The organism is Mucilaginibacter sabulilitoris (genome assembly GCF_034262375.1).
GTDB classification, from domain to species: Bacteria; Bacteroidota; Bacteroidia; order Sphingobacteriales; family Sphingobacteriaceae; genus Mucilaginibacter; species Mucilaginibacter sabulilitoris.
The window spans coordinates 112,380-136,686 of record NZ_CP139558.1 but is presented as its reverse complement, the minus strand read 5'-3'; the positions used below and the strand labels follow the sequence as shown (position 1 = coordinate 136,686).

The following is a 24,307-nucleotide window of genomic DNA, read 5'->3' as shown; positions in this document are numbered from 1 at the left end:
GGCAATAAACCGAAGGATCAACCTACAAGACATTATCACGAATGAAAAATATAAAAAGCCTATTCATAGCCTTCAGCTTTATGCTTTTGGCCTTTAGCCTACAAGCCCAGACCCAGGTAACGGCTCCGATGACGAGTACACCAGCGGCGGGTTCATACTTTAGTTATAGCAGTATTACTCTAAGCCCCGGTTTTAGCTTTATGGCGGCAGCAGGGAGCAGCCTGAGTTTGTATATCGCCAATCCGGATTGCCAGAAACTGGCAAACAGCTTTAACCAGAACCAGAATTATATCGTCACCTCAGTGCCCAGGGTTGGCGGCATGAGAACGGTAGGCTCCACCCCAAACTCGGGAGATTTTGCGAACAGGACGACCTGCGAGCTGATGCAGAGTGTGCAGTATTTTGACGGTTTGGGCAGGCCCCTGCAAACGGTTCAGGTAAAAGGTTCCCCGGCGAATAAAGACGTGGTGCAGCCGATGGTCTATGACCAGTTCGGACGGGAAACACAGAAATACCTGCCGTATGCGGCGCAGGGCACGGCAGACGGGAGCTATAAAAGCAGCGCGATAAGCGATCAGGCGGCATTCTATAATCTCCCTCCGGCAACCTCCGGTGTGAGCCGGATCGATTATCCGTCAGCCGGCACTAATTTTGAACCCTCGCCCCTGAACCGGGTAGTGGAACAGGGCGCGCCGGGCATCCCCTGGCAGCTGTCGAACAGCGGCGTCAGCGGCGGCGGTCATACGGTAAAAATAGCCTACGGAACGAACGGTGGAACCGATGTTCCTTTATGGAGCGTCAATACCACGGGTAATGGCCTGAGCGGGGGTAATACCAACTACGATGCCGGTCAGCTATATGTTACGACGACGACGGATGAAAACGGGAACAACACGATCGAATATAAAGATAAGGAAGGACATGTGGTGTGCAAAAAGGCACAGGGACCGGCAGGTTACCTGGCCACGCAGTATGTTTATGACGACCTGGGTAACCTGGCCTATGTATTGCCGCCGCTGCCCGCGGGAACGACCTATCTGGCAAGCCTTCCGGAAACGAACGCCATATTCACCGGTTATGCCTATGGTTACCATTATGATGAACGTAACCGGTTAATAGAAAAAAAGGTGCCGGGCAAAGGCTGGGAGTTTATGGTCTATAATAAACTGGACCAGGTGATCTTCAGTCAGGATGCTAACCAGCGTACGCAAAGCCCGCAGGTATGGACCTTTACGCAGTATGATGCGATGGGCCGGGTAGCGATCACCGGTATATGGTCATCAGGCGGGGCATCGGGAAGTGCTGCAGACACGAATATCCCCTCACCAAGCCGGGAGCTGAGACAATGGCTGGTGAACTGGGCAAATGGCCGAACCGTGTTCTGGCTTACCCCTGACAATACCACGGCAACCGGTTATGGAATCCAGAGCCCGCAGGGACAACTGCTGACGGTTAATTACTATGATGATTATACTTTTCCCGGTAATCCCTACACCGCAGCCGCCACCGGGACGATCACCAATCCAACGGGTTTACTGACGGCGACCAAAACGACGATACTGAACGCCGATGGCACCTATGGCCCCATGTTATGGACAATCCACCGTTATGATGCCAAGGGGCGGGAACAGCAGACCTTTAAACAGCACTATTTGGGCCGGACAGCAAGCCCTTATAACTATGACGAGATCAACAATACGTATAACAATATCACCAGTGAACTGACGGACAGCAAACGGGAACACTATACCAAAAACGCGGGCAATACGGATAAGGTAAAAGGCGTAACGGTGCTCAATACCTATGTGTATGACCATATGGGACGGAAGATCCAGACCAAAGAACAGATCGATAACAATCCGCAGGTGGTGCTGTCGCAAACCGATTATAACGAGATCGGTCAGGTAGATGCCAAACACCTGCATGCGCCAAACGGCACAACGGCCTTTCTGCAGGATATCAATTATACCTACAATGAACGTGGCTGGCTGTCAAAGATCAATGACCCGTCGGTTGCTTTAAACAGTAAACAATTGTTTGCCGAACAGCTGAACTATAACCAGGCGCCAGCTGGCGTGTTACCGCAGTTCAACGGGAATATCACAGAGCAGATCTATAACGCAGGCATCAGCGGTAAACAGAATGTCAAGTACAGCTATGATGCGCTAAACCGGCTAACGGACGGGATCAGCAGTGCGACGTTCAGCGAAAAGAGTATCGGATATGACAACCTGGGCAATATCAAAAAGCTGACCCGTGGAACAAGCCCGGAATACAGCTATAACTATACTGGGAATCAATTGCAGACGGTGACCGGGTTGACGGGCAGTACCTACACGTATGATCCGAACGGGAACATGAGGCATGACGGGCGGAACAACCGGGACGTCTCTTACAATGTGCTGAACCTGCCGCGGTCGGTAACAGGCAGTCCTGCGATCAGTTATGTGTATGACGCGGCTGGAGAAAAGCTGCGGAAGGTGAGCGGGACAACGGCAACGGATTATATTGGCGGAATCCAGTACACGACAACGGGCAGCGGAGCCCCGAACCTGGATTTCATCCAGACGGAAGAAGGACGGGCGAACAAAAGCGGGACGAACTACGTATATGAATACACCTTAACGGATCACCTGGGTAATAACCGGGTGACGTTTGACCAGACTGGTGGTAAAGTAGGTGAAGATGATTATTACCCGTTCGGGATGAATGTGCACCGCCAGATCAATGCGGGAAATAAGTATCTTTACAATAAGAAGGAATTACAGGAGGAACTGAACCAGTACGATTACGGTGCAAGGTTCTATGATCCGGTGATTGGACGTTTTACAACAGTTGATCCAGAGTTAGAAAAATACGAAAAGTGGTCACCCTACAGTTATGTTCTGAACAACCCTATACGAAATATTGACCCGCAAGGTGATACCGTTCGTTTAGATCCTCATGCGTCCGAGCAATTTAAAAAGGATTATGCAACGGCCAGAGCTTATTTACATGAACATGGCCAAGATGAAGAGGTCACACAATTGGAAAATTCGACAGCTATTTATACTATTAAGGAAACCGAAGATACAAATGGCTATTTTAAACCGAATCAAGATAGCGATGGTAAATTGTTGCCAGGAGGAACTATATCATGGAATCCTACAACGGGAGAACAAGATATAAATGGTACGTCAATTTCTCCTACTACTGCAATAAATCATGAATTTGCACATGGTGCAGGTTATGATAGTGACCCCAAAGCATATATGGAAAGGCGAAAAACTGATGATCCAAAATATAACAATAAAGAAGAAAAAAGAGTGATAGAAGGTAATGAGCAAAGAACAGCGAGAGGGCTTGGAGAAATTCGTAAGGATCAAATAACCAGAGATTCACATAGTTTTAAAACACCTATTTTCGTAACTAGTCCGATATCTAATAAAGGAACTCCGATAATGCGCATGTATCATATGAAGGAAATTAAGATTGTGGCACCTAAGAAAAACAAAGAATAATCTATGAAGAAGAAACCAGTTATTATAATGCTTCTTACCATCATTATATCCACGGCAGTTTGCAAATCTTATGCGCAGGATGGAAAATTATTATCTGTTAAAATTGAATATGAAAACTTTCTAACTGAAAGTTTTGACAACGTGGATTGCGCCTCATTTAGGACTGCCTTTGGAAATACGATTCACCAGGTAGTTTTAAATAGAAAATTATGTTTGAATCAATTTAAGCAACTAAATGAGTTATTCATAAAAAAGAGTAGGAATATGGATGTGCGGGGAGTAATAACGTTTAATTACAAGAAAAATAAAATTGCATATTGTTTTGATGCACATGGGTACTTTGAGAGAGATGGAATAACTTTTTATAATAAAAAATTGATAGATTTTTTAAACCGTAAATTGCATCTGTGGCAAAAATAAATTGTTAGGACATACCTGTAGACGCATACTTGTTCAAATGTTAGTTTACCCTAGGATGTGTGAATAAAAAGCAGCAGAGCCTGGCCATTACGCCTGGCTCGTTTGTGTATATGCATTTATAACTATCTGCATATACGCTTGTTTTTTAAGCTGCAAGTTGTGTTTTAGGGTGCCCCAAAAACTACTTGCCTTGCCACCGGAGCGGTAAGGGGGGTGGAAGACCTGCGCAACTTGGTCTTCGTTAAACCGGCTTAGCTGCCTTTCAGCAGCTCGTTTTTCTCCTGTTCGGCTTTAAGAGACGCTCATAGAGCTTTTTGTTCTCTTCGATAACTTCAAGAAGCTTATCAATGGGGTTAAACGTACAATGATACAAGCCGCTGTAATTGCTGGATGAGGCTTCGTAATTATTCTGGATAATATAGATGGCCTTTTCTTTATCAAAGTTCTTAATAGCCTCTTAGGGAAACTTTAAAACATAGGCGTGGTTTAATTATTTTATTAAAAGGTACTGAAGATGGCTGATTGAGTAATAATTGGACAGCCTACCTTTTAAAGACAGTGGGCAGACATCCAATTTAAGCCATCCTCAAGCACTTTCTCTTTTCCTTTTTTTATAACAATTTTACTACTATAAGGGTACTTACAAAATCTTTAAAAAAATAAGAAATCTCCATACTCAGGAATACTTTCAATTTGTATTCTCATATAACTTAGCGTTTACAGTTAAACCTGCACATTTCTGAATCATACAGTATAGAGTTATAGGACTCAGACATAAAATGTGCAGAGTGAAACGGAAGAAGGGGTGAGATAATAATTATTCAGCAAAGTTAAGTGGGAGTCTGGAATACAAGGCAAGGAATTTCCGGCATAAACACTACCCTACGCACTACCTTACATTTATTCCGTTCCTCCTTGCATTTAATTCAGTCTTGCATTTGTTGGGGCACCATAATTATTTATTCACTTAACAATTAAAATTATGGAAATGCAAAACATGCTTCAATGTGCAGAAATTCAGTTAACCTACAGGCCAGTTATTAAGGTTCAACACAGACCCAAAGTTGAAACGGGAAGACAAGCTTATGAATTACTATTATCGTCCTGGAATAAGGGTAAAATAGAGTTTATAGAACAATTTAAATTGATGCTACTAAGCAGGTCGAATAAGGTACTTGGTATCTATACTGTGAGTACAGGTGGAATGGCAGGTTGCTTTGTAGATATGAAGTTAGTATTTGCATCAGCGTTACTAAGTTGTGCTCATAATGTGATCTTGGCACATAACCATCCGTCAGGGAACTTACAGCCAAGTGAGCAAGATTTAAAAATGACAAGGCGAATAAAAGAAGCCGGAAGAGTGTTGGACATTCAGGTGTTAGATCATATTATCGTAGCATCCGATGGCTACTATTCATTTGCTGATGAAGGTATATTGTAAAACCAATTCATTATATTAGCAATTGGGTTCATTAATTTATTAACAAGGTCGCTCTGTTTGCACACAGTTTGCACAGACTACATATAGAGGGCATAAAAGGGCTTTAACACGTTTGAAACCAAGGAATGACCTTAGGCTTACAAGCAGAGGGTCACTGGTTCGAACCCAGTAACTCCCACCATACAGGGCAAATGAAAAATATTCATTTGCCCCGTTTTTATTTCCACATAATTCGCTGTTTATCTGATATGTACGAACATACGTATCGTTAATTTTCGCGGTTCGGCCTAATAGGTTTTCAAAAGTGAATTTTCCAAGGTAGATCGAACCAAGTATTTCTCTTTTCTTGTTAGTGCCTGATGTACAGAAGATTGCATCCAAGCCGGTTAAGTTAACTATCGATCATCCAATATTGCTTCAACTGTGTCCAAACTCATGTAAGAGGTATTCGACAGTTTCTTAATCTTTGCTTCCAGTACGGCGATCTTTCCTTCGGCTTCAGTTTTAATTGCCTTGTAGTCCGGCAACTTCCGGGTAAACGTACCAACCACTTATCCTTTTAGCTAAAGTATCCGTGACTTGTTTTAACTCTGTCTGCGTGACCGCGAACGGTTGCTGGGCAAATGTTTGAGCAGACAGGGTTACAGTTAAAATGGGAAGGATAATATAATAAGGAATAGGGCTTTATGGTACATGTATTGTTTAGTTTTTTGTTACAAAACTCTCCCTGCATTTAAAACGTTACACAGTCCGGCTTCATTTAAATGAGATAAAAAAACCGAGGGTATCAGACTAACAGATAATGCTCAGACAGTAAATCGTTCACGTTCGTGTAGCGTTTTTCTGTTTCTTTCGTAACAGTACTAAACCTTAAAACTTATGAAAAAAGCCATCATTACCTTTACCTGCCTGCTTTCAATGGTCATTTGTTTTACCGCTTGTAAAAAGAACCGCCAGCCAGCGTCTGAAAACAAGCTTAGCGGTGACTGGCACGAGATAGGATCAGCAAGCGGACAATCGCTATCACTGAATTTCAGCAAGGACAATTCTTTTTCATCTTCCGCAGTGGTTGCAGGAACCTCGATGAGGTATTCCGGAACTTATAATTTGAAAGGGAAAGCCATCAGCGTAACCGCCACTGAAATGTCGGTACAAGAGCCTGGGAAATCCGCGCGGACCATAGCTGTCAATCAGGAGCTATTCCCTGAAGCGACTTATAGCATCAGCAACGACACCCTTACGCTGACTTACCAAACTTACAAGGCTGTATGGCCCAATGTGCCTACTACGGTCAGGTTCCGCAAGCTGATTATGATTGACTAAAGGGTCGTCCAACCGTTAGTTAACTAATCAGATTCCTTGTCAAAACCAGCAATTAGCTTCAAATCCAGTATAAAACTCAAAATCCGGGATAGTAAGGATCGATATTTTTATATTGCAGGGGTAACCTCATCAAGAGAAGGTGACTGACGGGGATTGAATAAACGGTAACCCCGATCTCCATAATCGCCTAATCCACATAGTTTACTAATAAAATGCACTATCTATGATAAACCAACAAAAAGTAAAGTTAAAGGTCTTGAGAGTGATCCTTATTATTGGAGCCATTATATTGAACGGGGAGCTTTTTGCTCAGCCCGCAATACATAAGGCAACTGATAACAGACCGAATATAATTTATATACTTACGGATGATATGGGATATAGCGATGTGGGGTGTTTTGGTGGTAATTTTGTTCCAACGCCTAACATTGACAGGTTAGCGGCAAGCGGCAGGAAATTCACAAACTTTTACAGCGCCGCGCCCATATGTTCGCCATCCAGAGCCGGTATTATCACGGGTAATTATCCAGCACGATGGAACTTCAGCACTTATTTGGATAATCGCAAGCATAACCGTAACGCGCAACAGGCAGACTACCTTGACTCTAATGTGCCAACAATTGCTAAGTTTTTTAAAAGTGCCGGGTATGCTACGGGACATTTCGGCAAATGGCATTTAGGTGGCGGTAGGGATGTGAAAGATGCGCCAGGCTTTGAAAGGTATGGATTTGACGAACATGTTAGTACCTATGAAAGCCCCGATCCCGATCCGTTAATTACCGCCACAAATTGGATATGGTCAGAAAAAGACAGTATCAAGCGCTGGGATCGAACAAAATATTTTGTTGACAAAACATTGGCGTTTTTGCAGAAGCATAAAGGGCAACCGTGTTTCATTAATCTGTGGCCCGATGATGTGCATACCCCCTGGGTGCCCCGAACGGAGACAGAATATACAGGCAAGTTCCCTATGAACCCTGAAGAAGAGGCTGCATTTAAATTAGTTTTAAAAGAATACGATATGCAGATCGGCAGGCTGCTCGATGGATTGAAAAATATGAGACTTGATAAAAATACGATTGTGATTTTCACCAGCGATAATGGGCCGCTACCCAGTTTTAGAGGCAGCCGGGCGGCGGGATTGCGCGGTTCCAAACTGTCCTTATACGAAGGGGGGATCCGCATGCCATTTATCGTAAGCTGGCCCGGTCATATTAAACCAGGTACAACAGATGAAACTTCGGTATTGAGTTCGCTGGACCTTTTACCCTCGTTAACCAAAATAGCGGGTGTAAAACTCCCGGCCGATTATCGTGGTGATGGCAAAGACCGGAGTGGGGTTTTGTTGGGGAAGCCGTCTGCGAGAAACATGGATATGTATTGGGAGTATGGCCGTAACAATATCGCTTTCAACTATCCGAAGGGCCGTGATAAAAGCCCCAATCTGGCTATACGATCAGGAGATTGGAAGCTCCTGATGAACAATGACGGTAGCGATGCGCAGTTGTACAACATAAAGAACGATAAAAATGAAACCAAAGATGTTGCCGCAGATTTTCCCAAAATAGCCATTGAATTGAAAAATAAATTAATTAAATGGTGGGCGTCACTTCCTAAATTAAAAAAATAAGGATATAGAGGGAATGCAAAAAAGGCTCAATAAGCACTCAAATTGTACCTATAGTCTTTTAAACTAATGCCAGAGTGGGTACCTACCAGTAATAATGGAAAGCCAATTGACAAAATATACTATTTCCCAATCAATTTCACGGTAACATCAGACTGATGTATGATTAAAGGCTGGCTCACAATTTTTACATCATTTGTTTTGTCGTTTAATTGTTATGGACAATTGAATAACAATTGCACAAGAACTAAAGTGCTGTTAAAAGCGCATGTTGGAAAAGAATATAGATTTCGGAATAAAGATAAAACAATTACTTATTTAACCTATCTGGGAAAAGTGGAGACCCGTAAAGGTGGCACTTATAAAGTAATGACCTCCATCTGGATTTGGGGGCTATCACATAGAGCCACCAGCAGGGTCTTAATTTTTAATAAATATAACCATTTTGTAGGTGAATATTATGTAGGAATGACGTACGATTTACCTAGCAAACTAAAGAATAATAAATTGTTATTTTTTAATATCGATAAAGAGGGCTCAGGTTGCGATCCAAAGCTTATAACATATATTGATCTTAGTAATGGTTTGCCAAAAGAAATATTTATTAAGTGCAAAGGAAACAGCGGTGACATATATACATTTTCAAAAGAACAGTGAAATGATAATAATTCAGTAAAAGGCAGACTCAGATTTCTGAGGAATGGTTAACCCACTCTTAACCCATTGTAATATCACTGGGTCAATACCTTCCAAAACCGAACAATTCACTGTTCGCAAATGATACATTAATAATGTAAATTTAATGATAAATCACTGATTATTAGGTTTTTATTAAAATGGCATGGAATTTTATCATCGGTATGTACCAATTGTATAATCATGATAAAAAACTATCTCAAAACTGCCTGGCGAAACTTAATTAAAAATAAAGTTCACTCCTTTATTAATATCGTGGGCCTATCTGTTGGTATGGCGGTAGCCATGCTTATTGGCCTTTGGATCTGGGATGAAGTATCATTTAATCAATTTACTTCCAATTATGATCATATAGCCCAGGTAAAACAGAATGTAACCAATAATGGTGAGGTGCAAACCTGGGAAACCATGCCTTACCCCCTGGCTGCCGAATTGCGCAAGGGGTACAGCAGTGATTTTAAGTACGTGGTAATGACCGCCGGAATGGGCAGCCACATTTTGGCCCTCGATAACAAGAAGTTAACCCGTACCGGCGGTTATATGGAAAGCCAGGGCCCCGATATGTTAACTTTAAAAATGTTGGCCGGCAGCAGAAACTCACTGAAAGACCCTTCATCAATTTTAATCTCCTCATCTACCGCCAAGGCATACTTTGGCGATGCCGACCCGATGGATAAAACCTTAAAAATCGATAACCAGATTGTAGCAAAAGTAGGTGGTGTTTACCAGGACCTGCCGCAGAATTCGAGCTTTGCCGATCTTGGCTTTATCGGCTCCTGGGAGATGTTTTATAATGCCAATGATATAAAATCGATGAATGAGCCCTGGAGGCCCAATTTTACTACCCTGTATGTGCAAATGGCTCCCAATATCAATATGGACGCGGTTTCGCTAAAAATAAAAGATGTAAAGCTGCGTCATGTTAACCAGGTACTGGCCAAAAAGAAACCCGCGCTTTTTTTACAGCCAATGAGCCAATGGCATTTATATGATCAGTTTAAAGATGGAAAAAACGTTGGCGGCCGTATTCAGTATATATGGATGTTTGGTATAATTGGTGTGTTTGTATTGCTGCTGGCGTGTATTAATTTCATGAACCTGAGCACCGCCCGGTCAGAGAAGCGCGCCCGCGAAGTAGGGATACGAAAAGCCATTGGTTCCCTGCGCAGTCAGCTGATTTATCAGTTCTTTAGCGAGTCGGTATTATGCGTGACGCTGGCATTTTTACTAGCCCTGCTTTTTGTAATGTTGAGCCTTCCTTTTTTTAACGAAGTGGCAGATAAACAAATGGTTATTCCGTGGAAGTCACCGCTGTTCTGGGTATTGAGTATAGGTTTCAGTTTAGTTACCGGATTGATAGCGGGCAGCTACCCGGCGCTTTACCTGTCATCGTTTAAACCGGTTAAGGTGTTAAAGGGATCATTCAGGGTTGGTAAGCTGGCAGCTGTGCCCCGGAAGGTGCTTGTTGTAGTTCAGTTTACCGTATCAGTTATCCTTATTATAGGTACGGTTGTTGTTTTTCATCAGATACAGTTCGCCAAAAATCGCCCGGTAGGCTATAGCCGCGATGGGCTGATATCAATTCCGGCAGGTACCAATGATATCCATAAAAGCTATGAGGCGGTAAAGGATGAGCTATTTAAAACAGGTGCGGTTGTATCAATGGCCGAGGGCGATGTTGCGCCCACCGAAACGGCAGGTAGTACCAGCGCTATTGAGTGGAGCGGTAAAGATCCGAACCTTAGTATAGATTTTCTGCAAAATGGGGTATCGCCGGAGTATGGCAAAACGGCTGGCTGGCAATTTATAGCTGGTCGTGATTTTTCGCGGGAGTTCCTGACCGACTCTGCCGCGGTAGTGATCAATAAAGCTGCCGTGAAATTTATGGGGCTGAAAAACCCGCTCACGCAAAGTCTCACTTACTATGGTAACCAGTTTAAGATTATAGGTGTAATAGATGACATCGTTGTAGACTCGCCGTACGGGCAGGTGAGGCCCACCGTATTTTTCATGAATAAGGGTTCAAGCAGCACGGTATTGCTAAGAATAAATCCTAAACTGAGCGCTAACGTTGCCTTAGAAAAGATAGAGCCGGTGTTTAAGCATTTCAATCCTGAACAACCCTTCTCCTATAATTTTGTTGATCAGTTGTATGCCAAAAAGTTTGGTAACGAACAGCGTATTGGAAAGCTGGCCGCATTTTTTGCCAGCCTGGCTATCCTGATCAGTTGCCTGGGCCTGTTTGGTATGGCATCGTTCATGGCTGAGCAGCGCGTAAAAGAAATAGGTGTACGCAAGGTACTGGGCGCTTCTGTATTCACATTATGGAGCCTGTTGTCAACCGATTTTATCCGCCTTATTACCATATCCATTTTAATTGCCAGCCCGGTGGCCTGGTACCTGATGCATAACTGGCTGCAGCATTTTGATTATCATACCACCATATCGTTCTGGATATTTCTGCTAACGGGTCTGGGTGCTATATCAATTACCCTGCTTACGGTTAGTTTCCAGTCTATAAAAGCAGCATTGGCAAACCCCATAAAGAGTTTAAAAACCGAATAACAGCATTGAGGAATGAGGAATAATTTTCATCCGCAGCTAATATAAAATACCACTGATCAAGTGGTCTTTTATATTAAGGAACCGCAAAGCCACAGATTGATAACCATTGATGGTATGCAAATTGCGGTTACCTGGTATAATTTAAATGATATGGATGTTAGCAGCAGGATTGATCTGACTTATGAGCAAATTAAGGATGCCTTAAATAGCAGGCTAAATGCCGAAGGGTATCAAATAGTAATTGAACATAATGACGACAAGGTGTTTTACAGCCGCTTTGTTATCTGGTCAAATAATGAGGATGCTTTGCGCCTGATATGGGACGGCAAAGAAAACTGGTTTGTTCTGGAAGTCGCAGATGAATTACCATTGTCCTCGGCTACGGCTTGGGGCGATATAATTATTGTCCCCTTTGATCATACCAGGTATGATGTTAATTATGCCGATGAGATCACCAAGCAAATATTAGATAGTTTGGATTGAAGAACTTTGCAACAAAGTAAAGCGGATAAAACCCGGATGGCCTTACCCGCTTTACTGGCTGCTTATGGAATTTTATCGAGTGCCGGAACATTACTTCCGGAACCTGCATAACCTTTGTTTTGGTTGATATGTCCGTTAATATTTAACTGGATGTCATTATTTGGTACAGGCCATAATACATGGTATGGAGATATAGTGAAAGTATTTCCTGAGTTGGTAACCACACCTTTATTATAGAAATCGTTTTTCTCAATGATGCGATCGTAAAAGAAATTTGATTCCGAAAAATTATTTACATTGTATGATTTACCTGTATATGATGGTTTACCGGTTAGCGCAAAAATATAGGCTATACGGGTTAGCTCCGTTTTACGCGGCTCTTCCCAATACAACTCCCTTGCGCGTTCATCAAGTACGGTGCCTATGTTAACTTTACTTGCATCCGTTAAGGGGGCTGCCTGCGCGCGGGCTCTAACTATGTTCAGGTCAGCCATGGCGTTGTTCAAGTCGCCTTTCCATACGTAAGCTTCGGCCCTCAATAAATAAGTTTCGGCTAAACGGAATACATACCAATCGGTATCGGTACCACGTGGCGGGCTCCAGAATTTATCAGTTGCTGTTTTAGTTGAACTGACAAATACTTTGTAGTGCGGCCAGCCAAACCAGCAACGTATGGTATCTCTCGGGCCATTTAAAAACCGGGTGGCAACATTATCCTTTGTCCATTGTTCCAATGGCTTGCCATACCAGTCTGGATCCGAGGTTTTTAAGGCTGGGTTATTATACACCAGGTCGGTCATGTCAATCCAGTTTCCCGGCGCATGCCTTAAATCGGTCTTGTCTGTCCAAATAGCTTTGGTACTGTAAGTAGTACCTCTATAACGGCCTATTCCGCGTCCATAATATAACGTAAGCGGAATTTCAACGTTTACGGCATCAACTATTCCGGCTTTATTTTTACCCGGGGTAAGTATGGTGTTAGCCTGTGAGTAAAAAGGGGTACAATTACGCATTAACTGCGAACCAAGATCGGTATTCCCTTCCAGGTTATCCCTGTCAATAACCAGGTATAATGCTTCGGTATTAGCTGCAATGGCTTTATTATCCGGGCGGTGCAGGTCCCAGATCACGTTTTTGGTTGCATCGGCGCCGGTGCTTCCGAAGCGGGTGGTCATCAGATGATATGGGCCGTTAATTACCGAACTTGAGGCCGCAATGGCATCATCAAATTTACCCAGTGCAAGATCTATCTTGGTAAGCAGATGGCTAACGGCCCCTTTGGTAACATCTCCTTTATTACCCGCGTCGGTTACCCATTGCTGGGCAAACTCCAGGTCGGTTTTCATTTTCTGAAGAATTACCTCACGCTTTACGCTTACGTAAGCTACATTTGGGGCGCTCTCTTCTTTAATGGGGCAAGGCACATCGCCAAACTCATGTACCAGGCGATAATAGCAATAGGCTCTGTGAAAATAGGCCTTGCCTAAAATGTCATTCCTTTGAGCATCAGAGGTATACTTAACATTGTCGATACGCGAAATGATGGTATTTGCATAGCGCACACCCTGGTACCATTGTTTCCAGTACCAGCCTATTTTATTATAATCGTTATTGTTCAGTTCGGCCGTTGGAGTAATACGTACATTAAGATCTTGTGCAGGTGTTGTTTTATCGGTAGTTCCCTCAACAGCCACGTCAGAGAAAATAGATTCTGTAAGCATAGGAGCCGAATCGCCAAAAAACTCCGCCCTTAAATTCTTATTCAGAAAATTGAGTGCAGCCTGCATGGCAGGTACCGATGTTAAGGTAATATCTGGGGTAAAGTCAGAAAGATCTTTAGGTTTCAGGTAATCCTTTTTGCAACTCCCTGCGGCCAGCATGGTTACTAAAGTAACTGATGCTATAATTCTTTTATTTATCGTTTTCATGTTAATCAGTTCAAATTTTTAAAATACTACGTTTACACCTACTGATATATATCTTGGGGTTGGCCCGTCATTTTGAGGGTCCCAATAATCCCAGTCGGGGGCATATACAGATGCGTTGGTTACGTTTGCATATAATTTGGCGCTTTGTATTTTTAAAGGAGTAAGCCATGATTTAGGGAAATTATAACCCAGGGAAACCGTGTTGAGCCTGATAAATGAGGCCTTACGCCATACAGTAACAGTAGTGCCGCTTGAACCTGAGTTTAGGCGGGCATAGTTGTTTATGGGGTTATCAGGCGTCCAGTATGGCTGTACATATGATGATGTTCTTGAAATACTTACACCGCCCTGGTTGTTAATGGCCTGGTTATATTTCCGAAGCTGCCCCCAGTTGGAGAGCAGCAGGAAACCAAAATCGAAGTTTTTGTAGATATTAAAATCATTCCGTAACGACCAGCTAAACCTTGGTGACTCGTGGCCAATAAATTGCTTGTCATCATCGGTATATTTATATTGATTGGGACCGCTGTTAACCAGTTTTTGCAATTTAAAATCGCCCGGTACCGCACCATATTTGGCGGCTTCATCTTTTTCGTTGGTTTGCCATACGCCTAAAATTTTATAATCCCATACGGCATCGATGTCCTTACCTATAAACCAGCCATTAGCTTTGTCGCTATTTTCAACACGGCTCACGCTACCATCGGCATTGGTAACATCGGCCGCGCCATATAAATGCACAATTTTATTGCGATTTAAGAAAAAGTTGACCGTACTGGTCCAGTTAAAATTGCTGGATGTTATGTTTTTGCTCGACAGGTTAAACTCAAAACCTTTATTATTTACCTGCCCTATGTTTGAAATAACGCTCTCAAAGCCAGATACCTGGGGTAATGTTCTTTGAACTAACAGGTTGGTGGTTTTTTTGCTGTAAACGTCAATTGAACCATTTAAACGGCTGTTGAACAATGCAAAGTCAAGACCCGCGTTTAATGAGGTAGTGCGTTCCCACTTCAATTCTGCATTGGCCATTCTGCTGATGTAAAGGGCCGAATTTGCAGTAGCCGTGCCTCCAGGAGTTACAGTTGGATATTTTTCTGCAGTTATAACAGCCAAAGCCCTGTTAGGGTCAACCGTTCCGTTTACATCCCTGATATCGCGGTTACCATTAACACCGTATGACAGGCGGAGCTTTCCATAACTCAGCCATTTAACCGATTTCATAAAGTCTTCGTCTGTAAATATCCAGCCACCGGCAACTGATGGAAAGTTGTCACTGGGGTGTTTTTGCCCAAATAGTGAATACCCGTCGCGGCGGACAGAAACGGTAAGTAAATACCGTTGCATCAGCGTGTAGTTAATACGACCTAAATAAGCGTTTGCTGTTGAGTACCGGTCATCGCTGCTTGCTGTAGGTTTATTGCCAGCACCCAAATTGTGAAAACCCAGGTCATCATTCGGGCTAAAACCTTCATTGGTTTCCTTGGTGTACCATGATTGATATTTTTCTTTGTTAACCAACAGGGTAACATCAATATTGTGGATATTGTTAAATGTGCGGTTCCATTTCAATAAGTTGTCTATCTGGTAATTATAGCGGTTCTCCATTGCGCGCTGTGCCTGCCCGCCAGGAACGGTTACATTGGGGTTTTTTGAAGAGTTATGATAGAAATTACGATAAGAGTCGATACTTGGTGTAAAATTGGTTTGCAAGGTTATACCCAATGGCAACGTTACCCTTGCGTATAGGTTGGCAAACAAAGTATTCTGAATGTTCATGCTCTCATCATACTGTGTATTTAAAAACGGGTTCCTGGCATTGAGGCCCGCATCATCTGTCGGTATCCTTCTTAAGGTACCATCGGCATTATAAAAATCACCATAAGGGGAGTTGTTGGTTATCTGTGTCCAGTCGGCTTCCATCGTATGGGCACGGTCAACTGTATTGTTATTAACATTACTGATGGTCGGCAGGGCGCTCTCATCCCTTACCGCGTATTGTGCGTTAACGCCTACTGTTAAAAACTTGGTGGCCTGCCCTTCCAGGTTTAACCGGGCGCGTATGTTACTATAATCGCCGCCCGCAATAAGGTTTTGATTTTTGGTGTAGTTTAACGACATGTAGTAGTTAACATCTTCCCGCCTTCCCGACATGCTCACAGTATGGTCCTGCCTGAAACCATTGCGGAAAACCCTGTCAAACCAGTCAACCGTTTTACCGGCGAAATAATTGGCCCTTTCATTTGGTACCAGGCCAAGCCTGCTCAGCCATTGGTCAACCGGGTCGCCGGTTGCATTAGTTAAGGCCATCCATTGATCTACGGTTACGCCGGCGGGCAAACTTCGTGGATCGGTATACTCGTAGGCAGGGTTGTTGACGTTGATACTGCGCATTACATCGGCGCGCCAGTCTAGAAAGCCTTGCGGGCCATACACTTTTTGCTCTTTTTCCAACTGCGCTATACCAAAATTGCTGTTGAGGGTTATCACAGGTGGCCCGGTTTTGCCCTTTTTGGTAGTAACAGCAACTACGCCGGCCGCGGCCCTTGAACCATATACGGCAAGGGCGCTGGCGTCTTTTAACACATCAACAGATGCTATATCGTTCGGGTTGATATCGGCCAGCTGACCCGGGTAAATAACGCCATCCAATACAATTAATGGCGAAGTATTGCCAGTTAATGTACTTTTTCCGCGCACCAGCAGATCGCCGCCTCCCTTAGCCGAAGTGTTCATACTCACCGTAAGACCAGGAATGTTACCTTTAAGCACATCGCCTATACTGGTAGGGTTTTCATTTTCAAGCTGTGTAGCTTTTATACTGGATACGGCGCCGGTAACATCCTTTTTTTGCCGGGTTCCGTAACCAACCACCACTACTTCGTTTAGCTGTTTGTTGTCCTCGGCCAGTATAACATTTATAGCTGTACGGCCATTTACAGGCTGCTCCTGGGCTGCGTAGCCTATTATGCTGAATACTAATGTGGCATTTGATGGAGCAGTCAGCGAATAATTGCCTTTTAAATCGGCGGCTACCCCTTTGGTGCCACCCTTTATCTTAACGGTTGCGCCAGGTATAGGCAGGCCTTTATCATCCTTGATAATACCCTTTATGGATATATCCTGTGCGAGCGCAAGCGTGCAGCTCGCCAGGAAAAATAAAATAAGGAGCGTAATTTGTTTTCTCATAATTTCAATACTTAATAGATTGGTTTATAGGAGGTTAATGCTTACGTGGGAAATATTGAGGGTGTATAAACCCATTGCAAGCAGATCAACAGGGTTATCCGTAGGGATCCTGTTTATAAGACATAAAATTTAGCTGATGCGAATAGGGGTATCCAGCCCGGAGTACGGGTAAGCCACATTTCTGTTTGTTGCAATAGTATGCTGCAACAAAGCCGGTTTATATGACAAAATGTGAGGTTTTTTTCTTCATATTTGTGTTGCTTATTTAAAATTTCGGTTTGAATTAGGCAAAAGCGTCCCCTGCAACATAAAATGTTGTTGTTTGGCTTAACGGGACATTAAAGATTTCGGTAGTGCTGAACCCACTACCGATTCCTTTTTGGGATGAGCCTTGAATTATTTTTTCATGATCTGTGATTAAAGGTTACTCTATGTACTATTTTTCATCCCGGCAAACATGCGTAGTTAACACTATTTATGTGCTGCAGAACAACGAAGATTTGCAGGTATAAGCGGTTTTATAAGTAATAATTAAGTCGGTTTTTAGTGATTAAAAGCGCTTAGTTATTTACAATTGGTTAAAATATTATATATATAGCGTATGTCAAAAATATCCGGAGCGAATAGCTTTTCATAAGCTTTAACTGTTTTTATTTACGATAACGTTTTCGTTGGTATGGTCGGCGATTTCAAAAAAAGCCCCTTTTTAGTGTCAGTAAAAGGTTTTACATAACTTGACTATGCGGATGTAGTTTTCCTGGTAAACAGTTTTAGCAAGGCAAAGGTTAATAAACCGGCAAACAAACCTGCTGTTATAGCAAGTGATATACTGCCATATAGATATTGTTTTAGGTGAAGACTTATTAATTTTAAAGTAATGTTATGACTAAAGGGTATATCAACGGTTTCCTCTCCCATCCACCAGCCCCCGGCTTTATAACTCAGGAAAATTACAACCGGTATCATGGGTGCAAAACTGATATGGGCAGCTAAAATGACCAGCGCCTTATTTAACCTGAGCGGTACAGCCAACAAAAAAGCAGCTATTAATTGAAACCCCCATATAGGAATTATACCCATAAATACCCCAAAGCCAATGGATGAAGCTTTTAACTGTGCCGAGTGCTGCGGGTTAAACAGGTGTTCTTTTATGAACTGCCGGCTTTTTTCGCGGCTAAAAAGGGTTTTGAAAAAATGTAAAGGTTTAATGTTACTGAATCTGAATTTTTGAAGCTTTGTTTTATTTAGAGCCATACTATGAATTTCCTGCGGTGCATTTTAACAAGGCTTACTAAAGCACGCGCAAATTTATCTTAATTAGCGTTAATTGATGTTTAATTTTTTAACAAATAATAGCTAAAAAAAGCCTGTATAATTAACTCTGGCGACATATTTTGGCGGTGATAATAGTTTCCGATAAATGGCTAATTTATAGCTATATTGTATTTAATAGGTGCTTTTGGTATATAATATGTAAATGGCGATTATTCTTCATAAGCTGTTGGATTGACATTTGTTTAAAATGGTGCTTTTTTGTGAGAAAACACCGTTTATTTTTTAGATATCGCTGCACTTCTTTTTAAATAGAAACAACTACATAGGGTAAATACAGTGTTTTTGTGTAATAGCCAATAAGAAGTTGCCCAGGTGTCAATCTGTTAATGATGCCGTAGATTTAAATATTAGCTATAGTGCACATTATAAGTAAAATAGCGTGTTAAATTTTTATTAAAAAATTAGTCTACTAATTCTATAGTGCATATATTTGTAACAATTGTTATTATCGATCTAACCAATTAGTTCTTTATGGTAAATAATGAGGTCAGTCAACTAAAAAAAGAGATAGCCCCTGGCTTTCTCTTTTTTGTTTTTTTAGGCTGATACATATTTTATTCTCCGGCAAAACATCGGGCAGGTTGCAGTGTTATGATATTAAACACGATAACTATGATCGATCCTAAAGACACGTCACCTGCAGCAAAGGATGGTAAATATGAATTTCACATCAATTATTCGGGCCGGGAGCTGGCTTGCCGGGTGGAAAAAGAGCAAAATAAACTTCATGTTTTTATAGATAGTAACATTAATGCCGAACTGGAGATAAAACCTGATGGTGGTATCGTTCAAACAGGGGGCAGTGATTTACCTGATTCCAGTATTGAATTTATAAAGAAACATGTTTTAGAACATTCTGAACAGTAATTCAGGACACCGGTATCTCGATCAGATTCAGGCGGGACACAGTAATTTTATTGCGATGCCGGTTATTTATCTCACTAAGCGAGCACCTCTTCCAGCACATCTGCTGAACGGACATTGCCAAAGCCTTCAATATGCAGGGCATAATATTCCAATAATTTTTGGAGCAAGTACCGGCGCTCATCATTACTTAATTTTAATTGCTGCATGTTTTCAAAGCCGCACTGTAGAAGCAAGCTAAAGTTTTGAGTATGCGGAGGCGACAGGTATAAAGTATTATCGGGTTTATACTTGCTGAAGGTGCCATTCTTCATATCAAAATAATCGGCATTACCGGACAGGTTCCTGTCTGGATAAAAACCAAGATAACGGGTAAGGTGCACTAAAAACAGCAGGTGGAAGTTGGCCACGCTGTCTGCTTGGTGGTCGAGCCACTCTATGGCGCTGAATACAAAATCAAACAAATTTTCATCGGCCGACTGTTGCCTGATAGCCTTGTATAACACCTCGTTTAAAAAAATGGCCAGGCAACTTTTTATCACATCATAAGGAACGGTTTGCAATACCGGCGAGTTTTTGAGTTCGGCTATGCGCTGCACGCTGCCTGTATTTTTATGATAGACTACCAGGTCAAGCAAATGGAGCGGCTGCAGCATATTACGGCCAATTTTGGCCCGTGGTTTTTTGGCTCCGTTAATGATGTACGATTGCAGGCCAAACTTTTCGGTAAACAGCTGTACAATAACGCTGCTTTCGCCATAGTCGGTTGCCTTAAATACGATGCCCCTGGTTTTATGCAGCATGCTAAAACAGTAAAATAAGTTTAGGTATAAATATGATCATGCCGGTTATAAAGGCAAATACAGCGGCAACAACCACAGCCCCGGCGCTTACGTCTTTAACGTGGCCGGCCTTAACATTGTAGGTAGGTGAAACCAGGTCGGTCAGTGTTTCAATGGCCGTGTTTAAAAGTTCGGTCACCAGCACCAGGGTTATACACAACATTACCCATTGCCACTCTGCTGTTGAAATATGCAAAGCGAACCCGAGTGCAATGGCAACAAGGCTCATCACCAGGTGTATCCTGAAATTAGGCTGCGACTCTGCCGCGTATGCCAGGCCTTTAAAGGCAAAGCCAAAACTGCGTATCAGTCTTCTCATATATGCAAAAATACATAGTTATCAACATTTATGGATTTAATTATTTTATCCTTTAATTACCCATAAAGAAGCAGGAAGTGGGTTATAACTTTGTCACAAAATAAATAGCAGGCGGGTGGGTAAATCAAAATTCGTAGTTTTGCGCCGCCCTTAATATCACTCATAATGTTCTGGAAACATACTGCTTCTTTTATCCTCAAAAACAGACTTATCGTATTTATCTGCGTCATTGCGCTGAGCACTTTTATGGGGTTTGAGGCATCAAAAGTAAAGATAACCTTTAACGGCGGTAAGGTGCTACCGGTTACCGATTCGGCTTACATACGTTATAATGAGTTTAAAAAAACCTTCGGTCAGGATGCCTCATCTATGGTGCTGGGCATCAAGTCAGATAAAATTTTTGATAAGGATGTGTTTAATGACTGGTACCAGATAGGTACACAGCTAAAACAGATTAAGGGCATTAAAGCAGTAGTTTCTGCAGCCAATGTTTATAACCTGCAAAAAGATACAGCACAGCATCGTTTTGTGATAAAGCCGCTGGTTACCGGTATATTACCAAGCGCACAGGCGGTTGATAGTGTAAAACAGCGGCTTTTAAATCTGCCATTTTATAGAGGATTAGTGTTAAGTGACGATGGCAAGTCGACACTGATGGCCATTACTTTTGACGATAAGATAATCAACACGCCCTATCGCGTACCCATCATCAATAAAATGCTTAGCCTTGGGCAGCAATTTGAAAAAAGGCATAACATCAAGGTGCACTACTCGGGCCTTCCCCTTATACGTACCGTTGTAGGCGACCTGGTTGCGCACGAGTTTTCCATGTTCCTGAGCCTGTCTATCGCGATCACGGCGTTAATATTGCTCATCTTTTTCAGGTCGTTTTTCCCGGTTGTTTTCCCGGTGCTTATTGTGGTGCTTGGTGTAGTATGGAGCCTGGGTATGCTGGTGTTGCTGCATTACGAAATGACCATCCTTACCGGCATTATCCCGCCGCTGGTGGTGGTTATCGGTATACCAAACACTATTTTTATTCTGAACAAATACTATCACGAGTTTGAAATGTCGGGCGATAAAATGGGGGCATTGCTCATAGCGCTCGAGAAAGCCGGGATAACCACTTTTATCGCCAATATTACCACAGCCATAGGCTTTGGTGTGCTTTGTTTTACCAATAGCGAATTGTTAACACAGTTTGGCTTGGTAGCGTCTATGAGCATACTGGCCACATTTGCTTTAAGCCTGATATTGGTGCCCATTGTTTTTAGCTATTTGCCGAGCCCCAAAGCCAAACAAACAGGTATTAAGGACAGCAAAGTAATGAAAACCCTGCTGGTGAAATTAGATGTCATGGTGCACCATAAACGTAAAGCAATTTATATTACCGCACTGGTGCTCATTGTTATTTCGGCGATTGGAATAGCCAGGATCAATATTAACGGTTATGTAGTTGATGACCTTCCCCAGCACAACAATACACTGAATGACCTCCGATTTTTTGAATCGAACTTTAACGGGGTGTTGCCGTTGGAGGTCAGCATTGATACCAGGCGCAAAAATGGCGTCATGAACCTGGGCACTATCCGCAAGGTTGAAAAACTGGAGAAGCTTATCTCATCGTATCCGGAGTTTAGCCGGTCAATATCATTAATACAGGTATTAAAATTCTCAACCCAGGCATTTTATGGCGGCAACCCGGAGTATTACAGGTTACCCGATGGGCTCGAGCAAAATTTTATTCTGAACTATGCGGGCAATTCGGGCAAAGGCACCTCCGGCGCATTGAACAGTTATCTGGACAGTAACCGCCAGGTTACCCGTGTAACGTTTGAGATGATCGACGCCGGTTCCAAAAAAATGAACGCCGTGCTGGCTGAACTACAGCCCCGTATCGATTCTATTTTTAATCCTGCCAAATTTCATGTGGAGCTTACCGGTTCAAGCATCATATTTATCAAAGGAACCAACTACCTGCTCAAAAATTTGTATGAGAGCTTGGCCTGGGCCATTTTGTTAATTGCCGCAGTGATGTGGATATTGTTCAGAGGGGTTAAAATGATAGTCGTGTCGTTAGTGCCTAACCTGGTGCCACTTATAATTACGGCCGGTATCATGGGCTTTTTTGGCATCCCGTTAAAGCCGTCAACCATATTGATATTTAGTATAGCTATGGGTATTTCGTCTGACCAGACGATTTATTTCATAACCCGTTACCGTCACGAACTGCGCCATAGTAAAAAAACTATATCACACATCGTATCCGATACCATTCGCGAAACAGGTGTGAGCATGATATTTATAGCCACTGTATTGTTTTTTGGCTTTGGTATATTCGCGGTATCAAAGTTTGGGGGTACGGTAGCGCTGGGGGTTTTATTGTCCATTACCCTGCTGGTTGCCATGATCAGTAACCTTACGCTGTTGCCGGCGTTTTTATTGAGCCTGGAGCGTGGCATTGATCGTGAAAAAATTAAGGGGCCAGATATAGAAGAGTAGCCTCACCACAGCCCTCTCCTTTGGAGAGGGAGCTAAAATATTTAACAATGCTAATCAAGTCCTCTCCTTTGGAGAGGGTTTAAGTGAGGTTTAAAACTATCTTTATGGATCTTAAACTCAACAACAAGGTAGCCGTAGTATTAGCGGCAAGTAAAGGATTAGGCAGGGCAATAGCAACCACCTTGTCCGCCGAGGGTGCGAAAGTGGTCATCGGCTCACGGGATGAAAAAGAACTTACTAAAACAGCAGCCGAAATACAGCTGCTTACCGGTAATGAGGTGATTGCTATACCTGTTGACGTTTCAAAGGCCGATCAGTTGGGGGCGTTTATTCAAAAAGCCGTAGCAACTTTCGGGCGGATAGATATTTTACTGAACAATGCCGGCGGGCCGCCGTTTGATAAGTTTGAGAACTTTGACGACGAACAATGGCAAAAAGCATTTGATCTTAACCTGCTTAGTTTCGCGCGCCTTAGTAAACTGGCGCTGCCGCACATGCAAAAAACAGGTAGCGGGCGTATAATCAACATTATAAGCGGATCGGTAAAAGCGGTGCTGGGCAATTCGGTACTGTCAACCAGCATGCGTATGGGCGTAGTGGGTATGGCTAAGCTCATGGCCGACGAATTCGGCCCGTACAATATCACCGTAAATAACGTGGCCCCTGGATTGATCCTTACCGACAGGATAAAACACACTCTGCCCAAAGGTGTTAGTGAGGAAGAGGCTTTAAAAGAAAAAACAAGGGGTATACCTCTTGGCCGTATCGGCAAACCCGAAGAATTGGCCGCGCTGGTTACATTTTTAGCATCTGAACAGGCAGCCTATATTAGCGGAACCACTATACAGGTTGATGGCGGGGCAAACAGAGCTATATTTTGACCATGATTTGTCAGATTAAAGATTATCTGTAGAGACACATCACATGTGTCTCTTTTACTTTAAAAACCAGGTTAATACCTGAATCATATAAATCAAGGTCAGATGCGGGAGGAAGCGCTAAAATCCTTTTTTTGTTTCCCTCAAATAATCAATAATAAGGGTAATTATGCTGATGATGCCGGCAAGGGTCAGGCCCAGTGCAGCACCCTGTATGAGATCCTTCCATTTGGAAGTGTGTAAAGCGGGGATAGCCATAGAAGCCGAAAACAGCAACACTGCGATCAATAACATATATATCGTACGCTTTACTTTATTTTTCACCCGTCTAAATTAAAAAAATCATTTATAAATTCCGTATTTTTGCAACCTCTTAAAAAAGAGGTAATAAAGGT

General features: G+C 42.7%; 17 protein-coding genes. 11 read left to right on the top strand and 6 right to left on the bottom strand.

The window, feature by feature from the left end; all coding sequences use genetic code 11:
- Positions 1-41 precede the first annotated feature (41 nt).
- From SNE25_RS00525 to SNE25_RS00490, 8 genes are all read left to right on the top strand, one after another.
- A complete protein-coding gene (locus tag SNE25_RS00525) occupies positions 42-3,500 on the top strand; it encodes a DUF6443 domain-containing protein (protein WP_321563136.1) in 3,459 nt (1,152 codons plus the stop codon).
- A 3-nt stretch (positions 3,501-3,503) separates the two neighbouring features.
- Positions 3,504-3,920, top strand: a complete 417-nt coding sequence (locus SNE25_RS00520; RefSeq protein ID WP_321563135.1) for a hypothetical protein — start codon at positions 3,504-3,506, stop codon at positions 3,918-3,920.
- Positions 3,921-4,902: 982 nt separating this feature from the next.
- Positions 4,903-5,361 (top strand): JAB domain-containing protein, encoded by a 459-nt coding sequence (locus SNE25_RS00515; RefSeq protein ID WP_321563134.1) that lies wholly within the window; start codon positions 4,903-4,905, stop codon positions 5,359-5,361.
- An 879-nt stretch (positions 5,362-6,240) separates the two neighbouring features.
- The gene (locus SNE25_RS00510) at positions 6,241-6,684 is read left to right on the top strand and encodes an META domain-containing protein (RefSeq protein ID WP_321563133.1); all 444 of its coding nucleotides are present in this window, start codon (positions 6,241-6,243) and stop codon (positions 6,682-6,684) included.
- Positions 6,685-6,907: 223 nt separating this feature from the next.
- A complete protein-coding gene (locus SNE25_RS00505; protein ID WP_321563132.1) occupies positions 6,908-8,314 on the top strand; it encodes a sulfatase-like hydrolase/transferase in 1,407 nt (468 codons plus the stop codon).
- Positions 8,315-8,473: 159 nt separating this feature from the next.
- The gene (locus SNE25_RS00500; RefSeq protein ID WP_321563131.1) at positions 8,474-8,968 is read left to right on the top strand and encodes a hypothetical protein; all 495 of its coding nucleotides are present in this window, start codon (positions 8,474-8,476) and stop codon (positions 8,966-8,968) included.
- Positions 8,969-9,190: 222 nt separating this feature from the next.
- Positions 9,191-11,572, top strand: a complete 2,382-nt coding sequence (locus SNE25_RS00495) for an ABC transporter permease (RefSeq protein ID WP_321563130.1) — start codon at positions 9,191-9,193, stop codon at positions 11,570-11,572.
- A gap of 60 nt (positions 11,573-11,632) precedes the next feature.
- Positions 11,633-12,055: a hypothetical protein gene (locus SNE25_RS00490; RefSeq protein WP_321563129.1), complete on the top strand. Its 423-nt coding sequence runs from the start codon at positions 11,633-11,635 to the stop codon at positions 12,053-12,055.
- Between the two features lie 62 nt (positions 12,056-12,117).
- Here SNE25_RS00490 and SNE25_RS00485 read toward each other — a convergent pair whose 3' ends face one another.
- The 3 genes from SNE25_RS00485 to SNE25_RS00475 all read right to left on the bottom strand — a co-directional run bounded on the left by SNE25_RS00485 (position 12,118) and on the right by SNE25_RS00475 (position 18,426).
- The gene (locus SNE25_RS00485) at positions 12,118-13,983 is read right to left on the bottom strand and encodes a RagB/SusD family nutrient uptake outer membrane protein (protein WP_321563128.1); all 1,866 of its coding nucleotides are present in this window, start codon (positions 13,981-13,983) and stop codon (positions 12,118-12,120) included.
- A gap of 18 nt (positions 13,984-14,001) precedes the next feature.
- Entirely contained in the window at positions 14,002-17,172 is a 3,171-nt protein-coding gene (locus SNE25_RS00480; protein ID WP_321563127.1) for a SusC/RagA family TonB-linked outer membrane protein, read from the bottom strand.
- A gap of 738 nt (positions 17,173-17,910) precedes the next feature.
- Entirely contained in the window at positions 17,911-18,426 is a 516-nt protein-coding gene (locus SNE25_RS00475; protein ID WP_321563126.1) for a DUF2062 domain-containing protein, read from the bottom strand.
- 693 nt (positions 18,427-19,119) lie between these two features.
- Between SNE25_RS00475 and SNE25_RS00470 the strand changes: the two genes are divergently transcribed.
- Positions 19,120-19,374, top strand: a complete 255-nt coding sequence (locus tag SNE25_RS00470; protein ID WP_321563125.1) for a hypothetical protein — start codon at positions 19,120-19,122, stop codon at positions 19,372-19,374.
- A 74-nt stretch (positions 19,375-19,448) separates the two neighbouring features.
- Here SNE25_RS00470 and recO read toward each other — a convergent pair whose 3' ends face one another.
- Complete coding sequence (recO, locus tag SNE25_RS00465) at positions 19,449-20,174, bottom strand: DNA repair protein RecO (protein ID WP_321563124.1); 726 nt, start codon at positions 20,172-20,174, stop codon at positions 19,449-19,451.
- 1 nt (position 20,175) lies between these two features.
- Complete coding sequence (locus SNE25_RS00460) at positions 20,176-20,532, bottom strand: diacylglycerol kinase (protein WP_321563123.1); 357 nt, start codon at positions 20,530-20,532, stop codon at positions 20,176-20,178.
- A 165-nt stretch (positions 20,533-20,697) separates the two neighbouring features.
- On the opposite strand from SNE25_RS00460, the gene SNE25_RS00455 reads away from it, so the two are divergent.
- Both SNE25_RS00455 and SNE25_RS00450 read left to right on the top strand, forming a co-directional pair.
- The gene (locus SNE25_RS00455; protein WP_321563122.1) at positions 20,698-23,034 is read left to right on the top strand and encodes an efflux RND transporter permease subunit; all 2,337 of its coding nucleotides are present in this window, start codon (positions 20,698-20,700) and stop codon (positions 23,032-23,034) included.
- Positions 23,035-23,138: 104 nt separating this feature from the next.
- On the top strand, positions 23,139-23,915 hold the full coding sequence (locus SNE25_RS00450; RefSeq protein ID WP_321563121.1) for an SDR family oxidoreductase: 777 nt from the start codon (positions 23,139-23,141) through the stop codon (positions 23,913-23,915).
- Positions 23,916-24,032: 117 nt separating this feature from the next.
- On the opposite strand, the gene SNE25_RS00445 is transcribed toward SNE25_RS00450, so the two are convergent.
- Positions 24,033-24,206 (bottom strand): hypothetical protein, encoded by a 174-nt coding sequence (locus SNE25_RS00445; protein ID WP_321563120.1) that lies wholly within the window; start codon positions 24,204-24,206, stop codon positions 24,033-24,035.
- Between the last annotated feature and the right edge of the window lie 101 nt (positions 24,207-24,307).